The organism is Kosakonia sp. 1610 (genome assembly GCF_050435845.1).
Lineage (GTDB): Bacteria > Pseudomonadota > Gammaproteobacteria > Enterobacterales > Enterobacteriaceae > Kosakonia > Kosakonia cowanii.
Genome location: NZ_JBNDKZ010000001.1, coordinates 1404092 through 1419110 on the forward strand (window position 1 = coordinate 1404092; position 15019 = coordinate 1419110).

Sequence of the window (15019 nt, forward strand, 5' to 3'; positions counted from 1 at the left end):
TACATGTGGGTTACTTAAGGGGAGTTAACGCCGTAGAGGTGCCATTCCTTTCGAAATTGAGGGGTTTCGAAAGCAGGTTTTAGGTTTAATTTGAGGAAGTTCTATGTTCGAGGGAAAAACGGCGCGGGAAATCATCGCAGAGAAGTATAGCGAATTTCCTGAAACTTTGCTGCATGCGGAGTTATGCCGAGCGTGTGCGCGGGCAGATGGTCGCAGCGTTAAGCAGGCGCTGCGGGGCTTCTCGTTCGCACGGCGAAAGGTAGTCACGCATGACGATCTGAAACATGCGTTAAAGCTCATGCATTCGAGCATGTTCCCGGAGACGGAAATAACCACTCTCCGGGCCTACCTTACCCGCCTTGAAACGGCGCTTGTGAGAGGCACCGGCGCGAAGCGCAAAGGGGAAAAACCGAAGCCGAAAGCCTGCGGGAAATGGGGCGACAAGGTGCCCCCAAAAATCGAGGCAAAAGCGGATCAGGTGATGGCGCTTTACCGGAGCAAACAGGTTAATCACACCGCTGTTTCACGCCACACAAAAGGCGGTCGCCCGGTGTGCGTCTGGCTTGAGGTTAATTTGCATTGGCGGCTGATTTCATTCGACGGCGGCGAGGCTTGGCAGCTCGTTACCACAGATAAATTCATCAGGGAGATTTCGAAAGTATGACGGTTAAAACTTACACGGCAGAAGAATACAACAAGCTGGCTACTGAAAACGCGGCGTTGATCGAGGCGCGCGATACGCTGGCCCGCCTTTTCGTTGAGTCTGGCGGCTGCGCAGAGACCGCGAAAGCGTGGCAGCAATTTTCCCCCGAAACGGGGAGCTACATCGGGGATATTGCCAGCGGCGCGCGGTTGGCGCTGCTGGATGAAATGTTAGTGAAATGTTTTTTGATGGCAGGGAAAGCAGAGACGCCGGTCGTTTCTGAAATGGCTAAAAGCGCCGCCAGCGTAGTGGAATTTTACCGCCGCCGTGAGGAAGAACGCGCCGAGGGGATGCATTCATGAAAGTAGGTGCAGCCTATAAATTACAGCGTTTACAAATCGCATCAGAGGCGATTGATGATGCGATCACCGCGCTGGAAGAATTGATTATCGACTACGACGAAAGCCGGGAAAATTTCAGCGCGGCGCATCCCCGCGCCGCTTACCTACTTAACGTTGTCCAGTTACGAATGATTTACAAAACATTGCAGCGCGGGCGCATTTAATTTAGTTGATTTCGCTAGGCGCAAAACCAGTGTTACTAATAAGTAAACTTAGGGTTGAAAATGAATAAAGAAAATAAATCACAAACTGATAAAAATCGCCGGTTGGTTGCGTACAAACATATGGAAGCTTTTTTAAGGAAATGGAAACAGAAACCAATGGCGAAGATATGCTTTGCATTGCAGCATTATTAGCAAATATTTCAGATTTCATGCTGGAATTATCAAAGCCAGATCTTAGGGCTTATATCGCGTTACATCCTTCCGTCATGCAATTGATAAAAATCGCTTCCATGTATAAACAAATTGCAGAGATTGCCGAGGTGCAAAATGCGTAACGCAAAAGAATTTCATAGTGATGCAGTATTGAGCTGCGCTAAGGCTTTGGCTGGGCTGTTCCAAGAAACCAACCCGGAACATGTTGGTGAGGTAATGCATGTTTTCGGTATCTTGCAAGTCATGATCATGGGATCGCTGAGAGAGGTTTCAGACATTGACCCAGAATTTAAAGAAATCTTGCGTGATGTGATTGCGCATTTAGAAAGCGCAGATCAAACGCTTTCGAGTCCTAGCTGGCTGGAGGAATCGACGGAGTTTAGCGCATGAATCCCGTTACATCTGATACTGATTTGATCCCGATCAGGGAAGTTATTCAGTCGGTCGGCCTGAAAAAATCTGCCATCTATGACCGTTGCAAGCGGGGCGAATTCCCGAGACCCCGCAAGCTGGGAGCCGCATCGCGCTGGGTACGCGGCGAGGTTGAGGCGTGGAAGAAAACCCTGATTAACTAACCCCTTGCCGCCGCAAGTGATCAATATGGTCTGCATACCATTGCATCATTTCGCGGCGGCCATCTAAATATAACGCATGGTTATAAATGCCACGTATTTTATTACCATCCCTATGCGCGAGCTGTAGCTCAATCCAATCCGGGTTAAACCCCTGACCGTTGAGAATGGTGCTCAATGTGTGCCGGAAACCGTGCCCTACTACCCGCCCTTTGTAGCCAAGCCGATAAATCAACAATCCGATCACCATTTTATCCATCACCCCTGTAGGATCGCCTCGCTTTGGGAACATATTTTCATAGCGCCCGGTTAATTGGTGCAGTTCGCGCAGCAGCTCAACAAGCTGGCGAGATAATGGAACGATATGAGGACGGCGCATTTTCATAAACTCCGCTGGGATTTCCCACAATCCCTGGTCGAAGTCTACCCACGCCCATCTTGAATGGCGCAGCTCATGAGTGCGCAGGCCGGAGAGAATGAGGATTTTTAGCCCTAAGTGTGATAGCCCGCCGTGCCGTTCGTAGCCATCGAGAGCGGTGAGGAAGGCCGGGAGTTCGTTGGCGGTTAGGTGTGGGCGGATCTTTGCGAAATGTGGACGCAGCGCTATGTGCAGTTCGCTGACCGGGTTATATTTGGCACGGCCAGTAGCAACGGCATAGCTGAATATTTCACTACACCACCGGCGTACTTTTCCAGATAGTGATGTAGCCCCGCGTCGCTCAATCGCCCGGATTAAATCGAGCACTTGCACCGGCTCAATGCTATCTATGCGATATTTGCCGATCCAAGGAAAAATATTATTTTCCAGCCCCCGCATAACGTCACGGGTATATGAATCGCCCCACCCGGTTTTTTTGAAGTCATACCACTCTAACGCGATATCTTCAAACGTCACCTCTTGTGTGCGCAAAAGTAATGCGTTAGCAGCTTTTGCCCTAACTGGATCGACTCCCTGCGCCAGCAATTTTTTTGCCTCGTCGCGCCGGTCGCGCGCATTCGCAAGTGTTATCGATGGGTATACCCCAAGCGCTAATAAACGCTCTTTCCCCGCAAATGTGTACCGCCATCGCCAGTATTTTGCGCCATTGGTTTTCACCAGTAAAAATAGGCCGTTTCCGTCTGGTAATTTATAATCTTTGTCGTATGGTTTCGCTGTATCTACTTGTCTTGCCGAGAGTTTCATTTGTACCCGTTTCCCCTTTTTTAGTCCCGGCGTTGTACCCGAACGGGTTGCGGATTTCAACGGATCACCACGGACAACCACGGACATTAGGAATTCATTAACTTTCTAATTTTGATGGGGTAAATGGAAAGTAGCGGAGAGATACGGACATGATTAATATTGATATTTTTAAAGTATTATTTGAGATTATTAATATATTAGACAGAATATTGCCGCTTTCATACCCTTACGCCGTGGTAAGCCTGTCCCCGTAATGACGGGCCAAAAAGGTAAGGATCCCAAGTGAGTCGTACAACAACGGTTGATAGCGAACCGACACACATCGTTAACGAAAAACCCGTCGCTCAGTCCGGGCAGTTTATTAAACGTGGTACTCCCCAATTTATGCGCGTCACGCTGGCGCTCTTCTCCGCCGGGCTGGCGACCTTCGCCCTGCTCTACTGCGTTCAGCCTATCTTGCCGGTGCTCTCCCATGAGTTCGGTGTTTCGCCCGCCAGCAGCAGTATATCCCTCTCTATTTCTACCGCCATGCTGGCGATTGGCCTGCTGTTTACCGGGCCGTTATCAGATGCAATCGGGCGCAAAAATGTAATGGTTACCGCGCTGCTTCTGGCGTCGTGCTGCACGCTGCTCTCAACGATGATGACCAGCTGGCACGGCATTCTGGTAATGCGCGCGCTGGTGGGGCTCTCCCTAAGCGGCGTGGCGGCGGTCGGTATGACCTACCTGAGTGAAGAGATCCACCCCAGTTTTGTCGCCTTCTCGATGGGGCTCTATATTAGCGGGAATTCCATCGGTGGCATGAGCGGCCGCCTGCTGAGCGGTGTTTTTACCGACTTCTTTAACTGGCGGGTGGCAGTGGCGGTGATTGGCTGCTTTGCGCTGGCTTCGGCGCTGATGTTCTGGAAGATTTTGCCCCCCTCGCGCCACTTTCGCCCCTCCTCTCTGCGGCCAAAAACGCTGCTGATCAACTTCCGTCTGCACTGGCGCGATCGCGGCCTGCCGCTGCTCTTTCTCGAAGGCTTTTTGCTGATGGGGTCGTTTGTCACGCTGTTTAACTATATTGGCTATCGTCTGATGCAATCCCCGTGGATGCTGAGCCAGGCGGTGGTTGGCCTGCTGTCGGTGGCCTATCTGACCGGCACCTGGAGTTCGCCAAAAGCGGGCGCGATGACCAGCAAATATGGCCGCGGCCCGGTGATGATCGCCTTTACCTCAATCATGCTAGTCGGTTTACTGCTGACGCTCTTCTCCTCGCTGTGGGCGATCTTTATCGGCATGCTGCTCTTTACCAGCGGTTTTTTTGCCGCACACTCCGTTGCCAGCAGCTGGATTGGCCCACGCGCTAAGCGCGCCAGAGGCCAGGCCTCGTCGCTCTATCTCTTCAGCTACTATCTTGGATCGAGCGTGGCAGGAACCTTAGGCGGCGTCTTCTGGCACAGCTATGGCTGGAACGGCGTCGGCGGGTTTATCGCGGCGATGCTGGTGCTCGCCGTGCTGGTCGGCACAAGGCTGCACGCGCGTCTGCGCTAGCGCGTATAAGGAAGACAGGCCCTGCGCAAGCGGGGCTTTTTTATTGCAATGTAGTGCGGAAAAGGGCTAGAAAAGCGCGAAGACGGAGCTTGCGCCCATCAACTCCCGCACAGCGTCAAGCGCCATTAAACTGCAGATCACCCAAATGAAAGGATTCATGGTTTTTTGCTGTGTTATGCGTTTATTGGTTAAATGAATGTGTTCTCTATTATGGTACAGATTTTAACATTAGCCGCAGAACTACTATTTTTGGGCGTTCGGGTTAATAAAATGCAAAAAAATCAGAGGCATTATGGATAAGCAGAACTATCAACAACTCACCCGTACCTTCCTTCGCCTGTCACGTTTCTCACATCTTGCCGCCGTTGCCGGCTGGGATATGTTCGCCATGATGCCGCCGGGCGGCAGCGCCGCGCGCGGTGAAGCGCTGGCCGAGCTGAGCGTGCTGCGCCACCAGATTTTAACCAATCCGCAGGTCGGCCAGTGGCTCTCCAGCGCCGGTCAGGAAGATCTCAACGACGTTGAACAGGCTAACCTGCGTGAAATGCAGCGCCACTACGATGAAGCAGCCCTGCTGCCGGAAGCGCTGGTGGAAGCTCTGTCGCTGGCGGGCAGTAAATGTGAACACGCCTGGCGTACCCAGCGCCCGGCCAATGACTGGGCGGGCTTCTCCGCCAATCTGAAAGAGGTGGTGAAACTCACCCGCGAAGAGGCGAAGCTGCGCGCGGCGGCGAAAGGCTGCTCGCCCTATGATGCCCTGCTGGATAAGTTCGAGCCGGATATGACCAGCGCCCGCCTTGATGAGCTGTTTGGCGAGGTCAAAAGCTGGCTGCCGGATCTGCTGAAACAGGCGGTAGAGAAACAGGCGCAGCAGACGCTTATCGCCCCGCAAGGGCCGTTCCCGATTGCCGATCAGCGCGAGTTGGGTTTGCAGGCGATGAAGACGCTCGGTTTCGATTTTAACGGCGGACGCCTTGATGTCAGCGCCCACCCCTTCTGCGGCGGCGTGCCGGAAGATGTGCGCATCACCACCCGTTACGACGAAAATGAGTTGCTGAGTGCTCTGTTCGGCGTGGTGCATGAAACCGGTCATGCCCGCTATGAGCAGAACCTGCCGCGTAGCTGGCCGGGTCAGCCGATTGCGCTGGCGCGCTCCACGGCGATCCACGAATCACAGAGCCTCTTCTTTGAGATGCAGCTTGGTCGCAGCGAAGCCTTCCTGCGCCGTCTGCAGCCGGCGATTATTGAGCGGTTCGGTATGCAGCCTGCCTTTGAAGAGCACAACTTTATCGCCTGGAACCAGCGCGTGAAGCCGGGCTATATTCGCGTTGACGCCGACGAGGTGAGTTATCCGGCACACGTTATTCTGCGCTATGAGATCGAGCGGGCGTTGATCGACGGTGAGATTGAGGTCGACGATATTCCGGCACTGTGGAATGAAAAGATGCAGGCCTGGCTTGGGCTATCAACCGAAGGCAACTACCGCAACGGCTGTATGCAGGATATCCACTGGACCGACGGCGGCTTTGGTTACTTCCCCTCTTACACCCTGGGCGCAATGTACGCCGCACAGCTGTTCCACGCCGCGCGCCGTGCGCTGCCGGGTCTGGATGACGCTATCGCCGCCGGTGATTTCAGCGCGCTGTTTGAGTGGCTGCGCCAGAACATCTGGCAGCACGGCAGCCGCTTTAGCACTGCCCAGCTGATTGCCAACGCCACCGGCGAGCCGCTGAATGCGGACTATTTCCGCCAGCACCTTACCCGCCGTTACCTCTGATCACCCCGCGCCGGAGCCGCTTTCCGGCGCGTTTTCCCCCGCTGTACATTCCGTTACACGCCGATACCAATCACTCACGGAAACGCTTCGATAACAGGGATATAGTTCTTTCAACGGCCCCGCAGTGGGGTTGAATGAAGAAACCAATTCGAGGATATCGGAATGAAAAAAGTATTAGCTCTGGTTGTTGCCGCTGCAATGGGTCTGTCTTCTGCTGCTTTCGCTGCTGACACCGCTGCCACCTCTCAGGCGCCGGCTGCTGCGCCGACCACCACTACCGCTGCTCCGGCTGCTGCTGACACCAAAGCAGCTCCGGCGAAGAAAGTTCACCACAAGAAACACAAAAAAGCCGCTGAGCAGAAAGCTCAGGCTGCTAAAAAACAGCACAAGAAAGCCGCCGCTAAACCGGCTGCTGAGCAGAAAGCCCAGGCTGCTAAAAAGCACCACAAAAAAGCAGCTGCTAAACCGGCTGTAGAGCAGAAAGCCCAGGCTGCTAAAAAACACCACAAACACGTAAAACACACTGCTGCTAAACCGGCTGCACAGCCGGCTGCATAAGCCACGTGTCTGTAACCGGCGCTCCCCATGAGCGCCGTGCTAAAACGCGGCGCTGAGCCCTTCGGGTGAAGCGCCGTTTTTCTCTGGAGGCCTGAGCATGCTGCGACGTTATCGTTTTGAAGTTATCCTGATGATGTTAATTCTCTGCGCGCTTATCGCCCTCCGTTTCTATCTTTATTGATGTAGCACGCTGATTTTACTCCCGCTTTCTATGCGTCCCGTCTATATTTATTACTCATGGCTCGACCTTAATAATCATAATTTCCCCACCTGAGAGTACTATGCGAAGAACCGTTGTGCTGTTGCTGGGACCGCTGCTTTTGTTTTCCGCTGTTGGACATGCTGATGATGGCGATGAGGACGCGGTTAGCGCCAGGGATATAAAAACCCTCTTTTTTGGGCATGACGATCGTGTCCGCGTCGCGTCGCCGACCACCGCACCGTGGGATGCAATAGGCCAGCTCGAGACCGCCAGCGGCAATCTCTGCACCGCCACACTTATCTCCCCACATCTCGCCTTAACCGCCGGGCACTGTCTGCTGACGCCGCCGCGCGGCAAAATTGATAAAGCGATAGCGCTGCGCTTTGTGTCGCAAAAAGGGATCTGGCGCTATGAGATCCACGGTATTGAAGGGCGGGTTGATGCCTCGTTAGGTCGACGCCTGAAGGCCGACGGCGAAGGGTGGATTGTCCCCTCCTCGGCGGCCTCATGGGATTTTGGGCTGATCGTTTTGCGCTATCCCCCCTCCGGCATTACGCCGCTGCCGCTGTTTAGCGGCGATAAAGATGCGCTTACTGCAGCGCTGAAGGCGGCCAACCGCAAAGTGACGCAGGCAGGTTATCCGCAAGATCATCTGGATAATCTCTTCAGCCACCAGGATTGTATTGTGACGGGCTGGGCGCAGAGCAGCGTGCTGTCGCATCAGTGCGATACGCTACCGGGCGATAGCGGTTCACCGCTGATGTTAAAAACCGATGAGGGCTGGCAGTTGATCGCCGTGCAAAGCTCCGCCCCGGCGGCAAAAGATCGCTGGCGCGCCGATAACCGCGCGATTGCGGTGACCGGTTTTCGTGACAAGCTGGACGCGCTGGCCAGCGATACGGTGCAGTAACTCACTCCTGCCGCTGGAGAGGTTGTTGTAACAGCCTCTCCAGCGGCATCGGCGCGCTAAAGTAGAAGCCCTGCAACTGATCGCAGCCCGCATCACGCAGCAGCGCCATTTGCGTTTCGTTTTCCACCCCCTCCGCTACAACCTGCATCCCCAGCGCGCTGGCAATACGGATGGTGCCGCTTACTAATGCTGACGCCTGCTCATCGTTATCCACTAATCCGGCGAGGGACTTATCAATTTTGATGGTGTCGAAATTAAAGCGCCGCAGGTAGCCGATGCTGGAGTAACCGGTGCCGAAATCATCGAGCGCGACCGCCGTGCCCAGCGCTTTTAAGTTGGCAATCGCCGCCTGCGCGCGCTCCGGGTTCTCCAGCACGTACGTTTCCGTCACCTCCAGTTGCAGGCGCTGCGCCGGAAAGCGGCAGGTCTCCAGCACCTGAGCGACTTTGTCTTCAAACTCCGGGTCGCGAAACTGCGCGGGAGAGATATTGACCGACAGTTTGAGCCCCGCGTGCGGATAGAGATCGCGGCAGGCGCGACGCAGGACAAACTGCCCCAGCGCGTAAATCAGGCCGCTGGTTTCAGCAATCGGGATAAACTCGTCCGGTTTCAGCTCGCCATCCGGACGCCGCGGCCAGCGCGCCAGCGCTTCAACGCCGCTCATCTTGCCGCTGCGGGCATCGATAATCGGCTGATACCAGACGTCAAACTCCTCCCGCTCCAGCCCGTCGCGAATATCGTTTTCAATCATCAGCTGGCGCTCGCGGGCGCTGTTTAGCGCCGCGTCATAATGCGTCATCCGCGCTTTGCCGCACATTTTCGAATGGTACATGGCGATATCAGCCCGGCGGAACAGCTCGGAGCTTGAGCACTCCACCAGCGTTCCGCTGGCGATGCCGATGCTGGCGCTGATATGCAGCGAACGTTTGCCAATGCGCACCGGCGCGCAGAAGTAGTCGAGCACCGTTTGCGCAAAGTCGGTGGCTTTTTCAACCGACCACGGCCCGCTCAGGGTCATGGCGAACTCATCCCCGCCCATGCGCGCCAGCATGCCGTCGGTCGGCACTTTTTCCTGCAACGTCTGCGCAATGGTGACGATCAGCCGGTCACCCACGTCATGACCATAGATATCGTTCACATCTTTAAAGCCATCAAGATCGATAAACACCACGCTTATCAGATCGCTGTTGCCCCACTCGCTCCACTGATCTAACTGCTCAATCAGCGCGCGTCGGTTAGGAAGACGGCTGAGCCAGTCGGTTAGCGCAATGCTGCGCGCCAGCTTCTCCCCTTTTGCCAGCTTATAAAGCCCGGCGCTGCTGAGCACGATAAACAGCAGGATAAGGCCCGAGGCGAGCATCGCGATCTGGCGGATATCAGCTGCCGCCGCGTCTGCCGCTTCCGCGCCCGGAAAGTGCGGCTTCCAGCTCATATAACCAAGGAATTCATTGGCGGAGCCGTGCAACGGCATGCTGCTTCCCTGCGCGTTTTGCGGCGCCAGGCGCAGGTTCTGGATCTGAAAGGTGCTGCCCAGTTCGCTGAGCAGTTCATCATCAAGATGACGGGTCATCACTAAGTAACGCCGCGCGCTGCCCTGCTTATCAAGCCGCCCCGACACCGGGCGGATCAGGCCAATGCTGACAAACGCTACTCCCCGGTGCGTGCGGGTGATACCGGCGAAAATGTCCTTGCCCTGCTGTAGGGCCGCGGCATGGTTGCGAATAAGCGCCGCCAGCCCGTCGCCAAAAAAGGCGAGATTGCGCTCGGTAAAAGGCTGACTGCGAAACGCGCCCCAGACCACTGCAAAGTGCTCATCCAGCACAAAGGTGCCGTCATAGAGATTGTCGACTTTAAAGCCCGCGCCCCAGGTATTGTAGAGCCAGCCGGTATCCATCGGCGTGCGGTAGACGACGCGCACCGCCTCATCCCACACCGCATTATCGAGGCCGAGAGATCGCATTCTGTTGACCGAAGTCTGAATCGCCCCCTGCACGGCGAGCGCCGCGCGGTGCTCATCGATTTCATTCGCTTTACTGCTAATCAGGTGCAGTGAGAGATAGAGGAGCGCAACGACGGAGATGATGAGCCCAGCTCCCGCCAGAAAAATCATCACAAAAAGCGTTCTTGCTGTGGGGATATTGCGCCAGCTTAGCGGATTGAGCATCGACGACCCTTACTGGTGTCCCGTAACGTTTGTTATTGTCCTCTAAGCGTAATACAGCCCACAAATTTCGTTGCCCGCAAACGCGGGCAATATCACATCAGGCAAGTTTTATCAGCATCATCCCGATAAGCAGCAGCGCCAGGCCGATCCAGCCTTTGCCATTGAGGCGCTGGCCGAAGAGGATCCAGCCGGCGGCGAGCGTCGCCACGATACCAAACCCGCCCCACAGGGCGTAGGCGACGGAGAGATCGATCCCCTTTACCGCCTGCGACAGCGCGCTGAACGCCGCCAGCACTGCCACTAACGATCCGCAGCCATAGAGTTTGCGACGAAAGCCGTCAGAAAGTTTTAAAAAGATGTTGGCAACAATTTCCAGAATAATGGCCATCGCCAGCCATAACGCGTGCACCCACTCAAGCAGTAACATGACCCTGCTCCTGACGTGGGGCCTTACGCGTGCCGGACTTGATCAGCACAATACCGAGCGCCAGCGTCACCAGACCCGCCGCTTTCAACGGTGAGAGGGGTTCATCAAACAGCAGCACGCTAAACAGCGTAATAATGGCAATACCAATACCTTCCCATAATGCGTAGGCCACGCCGAGGGCGATTTTTTTCACCGCAAACGCCAGGAAAATATAGGAACAGGCGATCATCACCAGCATTAAAATAAAACCGCTGTGGCTGTCGTTAATACTTGCCCATTTCATAGATAGCGTGCCGGTTATTTCCGAGGCAATCGCCAATGCTAATAAAATCCAGTAAATCATATTTTTTCTCCTGCTTGAGAATAGAGATCCTTGCGATTTACCGCATAGCGGAAAACCGTAAAAAAATTAACAGTTGCGCACAGGGCGCCGGATCGGGCAGGAGAGGACTACAGCGCAGTGCGCCAGTATTGTTCGCCCGCAGGCGGGCAGCAGAAGGAGGCTGGAAGTGAAAAACAGGAGGTAAGACTACTGAACCGAATGTCCATATTTTTACAATTTACCGCGCGTTGCTTCTCTTCGTGGCGGTTAAAAATTGTCCTCAGTTGTTGTACATGCCTTATATTTAGCACAAGCTAAGATTTTACTCAAAGTATTTGCAATTCTTTACCGCTTGTCGAATTAATTAAACGCAGGCTAAACGAATGGCTGCCGGTTTATTTCCGGCAGCCTGTTACGTTTTATTCCTGCTGCGTATTAAGCGCATTGGCACGCGCTTCTGCCAGCAAGTTCCAGGAGGAGATAAACAACCCTGCAACGAGTGGCCCAAGCACGAAGCCATTGATGCCAAAGAATTGCAGACCGCCAAGGGTGGTCAGCAGGATCAGGTAGTCAGGCATGCGGGTATCTTTCCCCACCAGCAGCGGACGCAGCAGGTTGTCTGCCAGCCCGACCACAATCACAAAGTAGAGGGTCAGGAGCGTGGCGGTGAGCAGCTCGCCCGTGGAGTAGAGGAAGATCACTGCCGGGATCCAGATAAGTGCGGTACCGACCGCCGGGATCAGCGACAGGAACGCCATCAGCGCACCCCACAGCAGGCTGCCGCTCAGACCAGCGAACCAGAAGCCAATCCCGCCCAGCGCGCCCTGCGCAATCGCCACCACCAGAGTCCCTTTTACCGTCGCGCGCGCCACACCGGCAAATTTCAGGAACAGACGGCGTTTGATTTTGGCCGACAGCGGCATCACCTCGTAGATTTTCTTCACCAGCGCGGCGCCATCTTTCAGCAGGAAAAAGAGCAGATAGACCATCAGCGAGAAGCTGATGGTTAATCCCAGTGTTCCCTTACCGATAATCACCGCGCTGCCCGCCAGATAACGCCCGACGCTGAGCGCAACACCCGAGAGTTTTTCGCGGATCGCGTCCACCGAATCGAAGTTGTTTTCGCGCAGCGCATGTTTTGCCCACTCCGGCAGGTGCGCAATGCCGTTACTTAACAGCTGCGGCAGATCCGTCGCGTTAGTTTGCAGACGCTGGTAGAGCGCGTTGATCTCTACCGCCAGCGACGAAAGCACGATCATCATCGGGATAAAAACGAGGATGCAGATCAGCAGCACAGTAATCAGCGAGGCGATACCGTTCCGCCCGCGCAGGAGCATAGTGAGCTTTGTGCGCAGCGGATAGAAGATCAATGCCAGGATCACCGCCCAGATAATGGCGGAGTAGTAAGGCTGGATCAGGGTGAAAAACGCCACGCTGACCAGTAATAACAAAATGGTAAAAAAGAAGTTGTTGCTCTTGAGCGTTGTCATGCGGACCGTCCAATGGAAAGATTCTCACTAAGTGTAGTGTCTTACTCTTTGATTGCAAAAGCATTAACCGGAGAAACATGCAGCTCGCCGCGCAAACGCTGAAAATGATTGTGCAAAAAATTGCCAATATCATCAGGATCTTTCAACGATCCTGCCTCCAGGGGGTTGATCCTTTCGTGCGAACAACGATACTGTATTTATATACAGTAATAATAAAAGATCGACACCCATTATGACTACCAGCGCTTTTCCGAGTCCGGCTGCGGACTACATTGAAGATGCGATCGACCTGGTGAGCAGCCTGATCGCCCACCCGTCAGCCACCTATGTAATGCGGGCGTCCAGTGACGCCATGTGCGGGGCGGCGATCCTGCCGGGTTCGCTGTTACTGGTCGATACCAGCCTGCAACCGGGCGATGGCGATATTGTTGTCGCCCGCCTGTTAAGCGGTTTTATGGTAAAGCGGCTGAGGCTGCGGCCTTATCCGCAGCTGGTGGCGGATAACCCCGCTTATCCGGCGATCAGGATCGAAGAAGAGGAAGGCGCGCATATTGTTGGCGTCGTGACGACCGTGATCACTTTGCCGCCCCGTCATCATGTACGCGCTCGTTGATGTTAATTCGTTCTACACCAGTTGCGAGACCGTCTTCCGGCCCGATTTAACCGGTAAGCCGGTAGTAGTCTTATCCAATAACGATGGCTGCGTCATCTCCCGCTCGGCTGAAGCCAAAGCGCTCGGCATTACGATGGCTGACCCCTACTTCAAGCAGAAGGCGCTAATGGAGCGTCACAATGTGGCGGTGTTCAGCAGTAACTACGCACTGTATGGCGATATGAGCCATCGGGTGATGACGCTGCTGGAGGAGCTCTGTCCGGCGGTAGATATCTACAGCATCGATGAAGCGTTTGTAGATTTAACCGGCATTCCACAGCTGCGCGAGTTTGGGCGCACCCTGCGTAATGCCATTTATCAGCGCACCATGCTCACCGTCGGTGTCGGCATTGCGCCGACGAAAACGCTGGCCAAGCTGGCGAATAACGCCGCGAAAAAGTGGCCGGAGGCATCGGGCGGCGTGGTCGATCTGTCGCGCCAGCCACAGCAGATAAAGCTGATGGCCGCCCTGCCGGTAGGCGAAGTGTGGGGAATTGGTCGCCGTCTGAGCAAGCGGCTGGAGGCGATGGGCATTGATACCGTGCTCAAGCTGGCGCAGAGCGATTTATGGCTTATCCGTAAAAACTTCAGCGTGGTGCTGGAGCGAACGGTACGTGAACTGCGCGGGGAACCCTGCCTGGGATTTGCCGAGTTCGCACCGGCGAAGCATGAAATCATCAGTTCGCGCTCCTTTGGCGAGCGCGTCAGCGACTACGCATCGGTGCGCGAAGGCATCTGCACCTGGGCGGCGCGGGCCGCTGAAAAGCTGCGCGCGGATCGTCAATATTGCCGCTATGTCGGAGCTTTTATTAAGAGTAGCCCGCACGATGATGACGAACCTTATTACAGCAACAGCGCAGGCATTCGTTTACTGACGCCAACCCATGACACCCGCGATATTATTGCAGCGGCAACGCGTAGCCTGGATATTATCTGGAAGCAAGGGCCGAGATATCAAAAAGCGGGCGTTATGCTGGGGGATTTTTTTAGTAAAGGCGTCGCGCAACTTAATTTATTCGATGAATTTACTCCGCGAGAAAATAGCGAATCACTAATGAATGTTTTAGACACGCTTAATAAGAAGGGAAATAAATTATGGTTTGCCGGCCAGGGCGTCGCGCCAGGCTGGAAGATGAAGCGCTCCTTGCTCTCCCCCGCCTGGACTACACGCTTAGCGGATGTTCCGCTTGTCGGCTAGCGGCTGCGCTTGGCGTGCCGCTCCCAGTTCTCCTGCTTTGCCTGCTCGGATTTGCGCAGGGCGACATAACATGCGCCGCTGCCGCCGTGGTGCGGTAACGCCGGGCAGAACGCCTGCACATCCTCAAACTCTGGCAGCCAGCGCGCCAGGTAGCTGCGGATGATATTGGCGTGCGAGGTCTCGTCGCGACCTTTTCCGTGAATGATCAACACATTGCGTAGCCCATCTTTACGGCTCTGATGCATAAAGCTAAACAGCATCTGCCGGCACTGCTCGACGGGCTGGCGCAGCAGGTTCAGGCTAGCCTGCTGGGTATATTTGCCCAGCCGCAGCTTATCGAGCACGCCGATTTGCAGCCCTTCGCGGCGAAACTCCAGCGGCGTATCAAGGGCGACCGGGTCAAGAAAGCCGGTGGTCAAAAAATTATCGAGTTGCAGGGTGTCAATGCGCTGCAAGGGTCGGGATTTATGGCTCGGGTGCCAGTGCACATCGGCACTGCGTTTCAGGGGTTGGACATCCTCCATGGCGTCAAGAAACAGCGATTTTTCATCCGGGTTCATGGGGCAGTCCTCCAGCAACATCTGCTGAAGTACTATAGCTGGCGCAGGAG

19 protein-coding genes are annotated in these 15019 nt (G+C 55.0%); 12 read left to right on the forward strand and 7 right to left on the reverse strand.

Annotated features, from left to right (window positions below; genetic code table 11):
- Positions 1–103: 103 nt before the first annotated feature.
- From ABIC80_RS06735 to ABIC80_RS06760, 6 genes are all read left to right on the forward strand, one after another.
- Positions 104–664, forward strand: a complete 561-nt coding sequence (locus ABIC80_RS06735; protein ID WP_429176192.1) for a hypothetical protein — start codon at positions 104–106, stop codon at positions 662–664.
- Positions 661–1005, forward strand: coding sequence for a hypothetical protein (locus tag ABIC80_RS06740; protein WP_429176194.1), 345 nt, complete (start codon positions 661–663; stop codon positions 1003–1005). The genes ABIC80_RS06735 and ABIC80_RS06740 overlap by 4 nt, the downstream gene beginning before the upstream one ends.
- On the forward strand, positions 1002–1208 hold the full coding sequence (locus ABIC80_RS06745; RefSeq protein ID WP_429176197.1) for a hypothetical protein: 207 nt from the start codon (positions 1002–1004) through the stop codon (positions 1206–1208). The genes ABIC80_RS06740 and ABIC80_RS06745 overlap by 4 nt, the downstream gene beginning before the upstream one ends.
- Before the next feature lie 140 nt (positions 1209–1348).
- Positions 1349–1543: a hypothetical protein gene (locus ABIC80_RS06750; protein WP_429176200.1), complete on the forward strand. Its 195-nt coding sequence runs from the start codon at positions 1349–1351 to the stop codon at positions 1541–1543.
- Positions 1536–1811, forward strand: coding sequence for a hypothetical protein (locus ABIC80_RS06755; RefSeq protein WP_429176203.1), 276 nt, complete (start codon positions 1536–1538; stop codon positions 1809–1811). The genes ABIC80_RS06750 and ABIC80_RS06755 overlap by 8 nt, the downstream gene beginning before the upstream one ends.
- Positions 1808–1996: a helix-turn-helix transcriptional regulator gene (locus ABIC80_RS06760; RefSeq protein ID WP_429176205.1), complete on the forward strand. Its 189-nt coding sequence runs from the start codon at positions 1808–1810 to the stop codon at positions 1994–1996. Before ABIC80_RS06755 ends, ABIC80_RS06760 begins: the two co-directional genes overlap by 4 nt.
- On the opposite strand, the gene ABIC80_RS06765 is transcribed toward ABIC80_RS06760, so the two are convergent.
- Positions 1989–3176, reverse strand: coding sequence for a tyrosine-type recombinase/integrase (locus ABIC80_RS06765; RefSeq protein ID WP_429176500.1), 1188 nt, complete (start codon positions 3174–3176; stop codon positions 1989–1991). The genes ABIC80_RS06760 and ABIC80_RS06765 overlap by 8 nt on opposite strands.
- Positions 3177–3458: 282 nt before the next feature.
- Here ABIC80_RS06765 and ABIC80_RS06770 point away from each other — a divergent pair, with 282 nt between their 5' ends.
- Complete coding sequence (locus ABIC80_RS06770; protein WP_429176206.1) at positions 3459–4709, forward strand: MFS transporter; 1251 nt, start codon at positions 3459–3461, stop codon at positions 4707–4709.
- A 66-nt stretch (positions 4710–4775) separates the two neighbouring features.
- Here ABIC80_RS06770 and ABIC80_RS06775 read toward each other — a convergent pair whose 3' ends face one another.
- Complete coding sequence (locus ABIC80_RS06775) at positions 4776–4868, reverse strand: KPN_01571 family protein (RefSeq protein ID WP_208864599.1); 93 nt, start codon at positions 4866–4868, stop codon at positions 4776–4778.
- A 133-nt stretch (positions 4869–5001) separates the two neighbouring features.
- On the opposite strand from ABIC80_RS06775, the gene ABIC80_RS06780 reads away from it, so the two are divergent.
- The 3 genes from ABIC80_RS06780 to ABIC80_RS06790 all read left to right on the forward strand — a co-directional run bounded on the left by ABIC80_RS06780 (position 5002) and on the right by ABIC80_RS06790 (position 8156).
- Positions 5002–6486, forward strand: a complete 1485-nt coding sequence (locus ABIC80_RS06780; protein ID WP_200133083.1) for a carboxypeptidase M32 — start codon at positions 5002–5004, stop codon at positions 6484–6486.
- 162 nt (positions 6487–6648) lie between these two features.
- Positions 6649–7044 carry an acid resistance repetitive basic protein Asr gene (asr, locus tag ABIC80_RS06785; protein WP_034814024.1) on the forward strand — a complete coding sequence of 132 codons (396 nt, stop codon included), beginning with the start codon at positions 6649–6651 and terminating at the stop codon, positions 7042–7044.
- Positions 7045–7325: 281 nt separating this feature from the next.
- A complete protein-coding gene (locus tag ABIC80_RS06790; protein WP_042717599.1) occupies positions 7326–8156 on the forward strand; it encodes a trypsin-like serine peptidase in 831 nt (276 codons plus the stop codon).
- 1 nt (position 8157) lies between these two features.
- On the opposite strand, the gene ABIC80_RS06795 is transcribed toward ABIC80_RS06790, so the two are convergent.
- The 4 genes from ABIC80_RS06795 to ABIC80_RS06810 form a co-directional block, all read right to left on the reverse strand.
- Complete coding sequence (locus ABIC80_RS06795; protein ID WP_429176207.1) at positions 8158–10320, reverse strand: putative bifunctional diguanylate cyclase/phosphodiesterase; 2163 nt, start codon at positions 10318–10320, stop codon at positions 8158–8160.
- A gap of 97 nt (positions 10321–10417) precedes the next feature.
- Positions 10418–10747 (reverse strand): multidrug/spermidine efflux SMR transporter subunit MdtI, encoded by a 330-nt coding sequence (gene mdtI, locus ABIC80_RS06800; protein WP_054803877.1) that lies wholly within the window; start codon positions 10745–10747, stop codon positions 10418–10420.
- The gene (gene mdtJ, locus ABIC80_RS06805) at positions 10734–11090 is read right to left on the reverse strand and encodes a multidrug/spermidine efflux SMR transporter subunit MdtJ (protein WP_042717594.1); all 357 of its coding nucleotides are present in this window, start codon (positions 11088–11090) and stop codon (positions 10734–10736) included. Before mdtJ ends, mdtI begins: the two co-directional genes overlap by 14 nt.
- A 398-nt stretch (positions 11091–11488) precedes the next feature.
- Positions 11489–12559 carry an AI-2E family transporter gene (locus ABIC80_RS06810; RefSeq protein ID WP_429176208.1) on the reverse strand — a complete coding sequence of 357 codons (1071 nt, stop codon included), beginning with the start codon at positions 12557–12559 and terminating at the stop codon, positions 11489–11491.
- Positions 12560–12791: 232 nt separating this feature from the next.
- Between ABIC80_RS06810 and umuD the strand changes: the two genes are divergently transcribed.
- Positions 12792–13172 carry a translesion error-prone DNA polymerase V autoproteolytic subunit gene (gene umuD / locus ABIC80_RS06815; protein ID WP_042717591.1) on the forward strand — a complete coding sequence of 127 codons (381 nt, stop codon included), beginning with the start codon at positions 12792–12794 and terminating at the stop codon, positions 13170–13172.
- Entirely contained in the window at positions 13156–14409 is a 1254-nt protein-coding gene (gene umuC / locus ABIC80_RS06820) for a translesion error-prone DNA polymerase V subunit UmuC (RefSeq protein WP_094419977.1), read from the forward strand. The genes umuD and umuC overlap by 17 nt, the downstream gene beginning before the upstream one ends.
- Here the strand turns inward: umuC and smrA are convergent.
- Positions 14406–14969 carry a DNA endonuclease SmrA gene (gene smrA / locus ABIC80_RS06825; protein ID WP_094419978.1) on the reverse strand — a complete coding sequence of 188 codons (564 nt, stop codon included), beginning with the start codon at positions 14967–14969 and terminating at the stop codon, positions 14406–14408. The genes umuC and smrA overlap by 4 nt on opposite strands.
- Positions 14970–15019 lie beyond the last annotated feature (50 nt).

Excerpts from the sequence above, each read along its gene's own strand:
- ABIC80_RS06735 (WP_429176192.1), top strand. The coding sequence starts at position 104 with ATGTTCGAGGGAAAAACGGCGCGGGAAATCATCGCAGAGAAGTATAGC.
- ABIC80_RS06740 (WP_429176194.1), top strand. The coding sequence starts at position 661 with ATGACGGTTAAAACTTACACGGCAGAAGAATACAACAAGCTGGCTACT.
- ABIC80_RS06745 (WP_429176197.1), top strand. The coding sequence starts at position 1,002 with ATGAAAGTAGGTGCAGCCTATAAATTACAGCGTTTACAAATCGCATCA.
- ABIC80_RS06750 (WP_429176200.1), top strand. The coding sequence starts at position 1,349 with ATGGAAACAGAAACCAATGGCGAAGATATGCTTTGCATTGCAGCATTA.
- ABIC80_RS06755 (WP_429176203.1), top strand. The coding sequence starts at position 1,536 with ATGCGTAACGCAAAAGAATTTCATAGTGATGCAGTATTGAGCTGCGCT.
- ABIC80_RS06760 (WP_429176205.1), top strand. The coding sequence starts at position 1,808 with ATGAATCCCGTTACATCTGATACTGATTTGATCCCGATCAGGGAAGTT.
- ABIC80_RS06765 (WP_429176500.1), bottom strand. The coding sequence starts at position 3,176 with ATGAAACTCTCGGCAAGACAAGTAGATACAGCGAAACCATACGACAAA.
- ABIC80_RS06775 (WP_208864599.1), bottom strand. The coding sequence starts at position 4,868 with ATGAATCCTTTCATTTGGGTGATCTGCAGTTTAATGGCGCTTGACGCT.
- ABIC80_RS06780 (WP_200133083.1), top strand. The coding sequence starts at position 5,002 with ATGGATAAGCAGAACTATCAACAACTCACCCGTACCTTCCTTCGCCTG.
- asr (WP_034814024.1), top strand. The coding sequence starts at position 6,649 with ATGAAAAAAGTATTAGCTCTGGTTGTTGCCGCTGCAATGGGTCTGTCT.
- ABIC80_RS06790 (WP_042717599.1), top strand. The coding sequence starts at position 7,326 with ATGCGAAGAACCGTTGTGCTGTTGCTGGGACCGCTGCTTTTGTTTTCC.
- ABIC80_RS06795 (WP_429176207.1), bottom strand. The coding sequence starts at position 10,320 with ATGCTCAATCCGCTAAGCTGGCGCAATATCCCCACAGCAAGAACGCTT.
- mdtI (WP_054803877.1), bottom strand. The coding sequence starts at position 10,747 with ATGTTACTGCTTGAGTGGGTGCACGCGTTATGGCTGGCGATGGCCATT.
- mdtJ (WP_042717594.1), bottom strand. The coding sequence starts at position 11,090 with ATGATTTACTGGATTTTATTAGCATTGGCGATTGCCTCGGAAATAACC.
- ABIC80_RS06810 (WP_429176208.1), bottom strand. The coding sequence starts at position 12,559 with ATGACAACGCTCAAGAGCAACAACTTCTTTTTTACCATTTTGTTATTA.
- umuD (WP_042717591.1), top strand. The coding sequence starts at position 12,792 with ATGACTACCAGCGCTTTTCCGAGTCCGGCTGCGGACTACATTGAAGAT.
- umuC (WP_094419977.1), top strand. The coding sequence starts at position 13,156 with ATGTACGCGCTCGTTGATGTTAATTCGTTCTACACCAGTTGCGAGACC.
- smrA (WP_094419978.1), bottom strand. The coding sequence starts at position 14,969 with ATGAACCCGGATGAAAAATCGCTGTTTCTTGACGCCATGGAGGATGTC.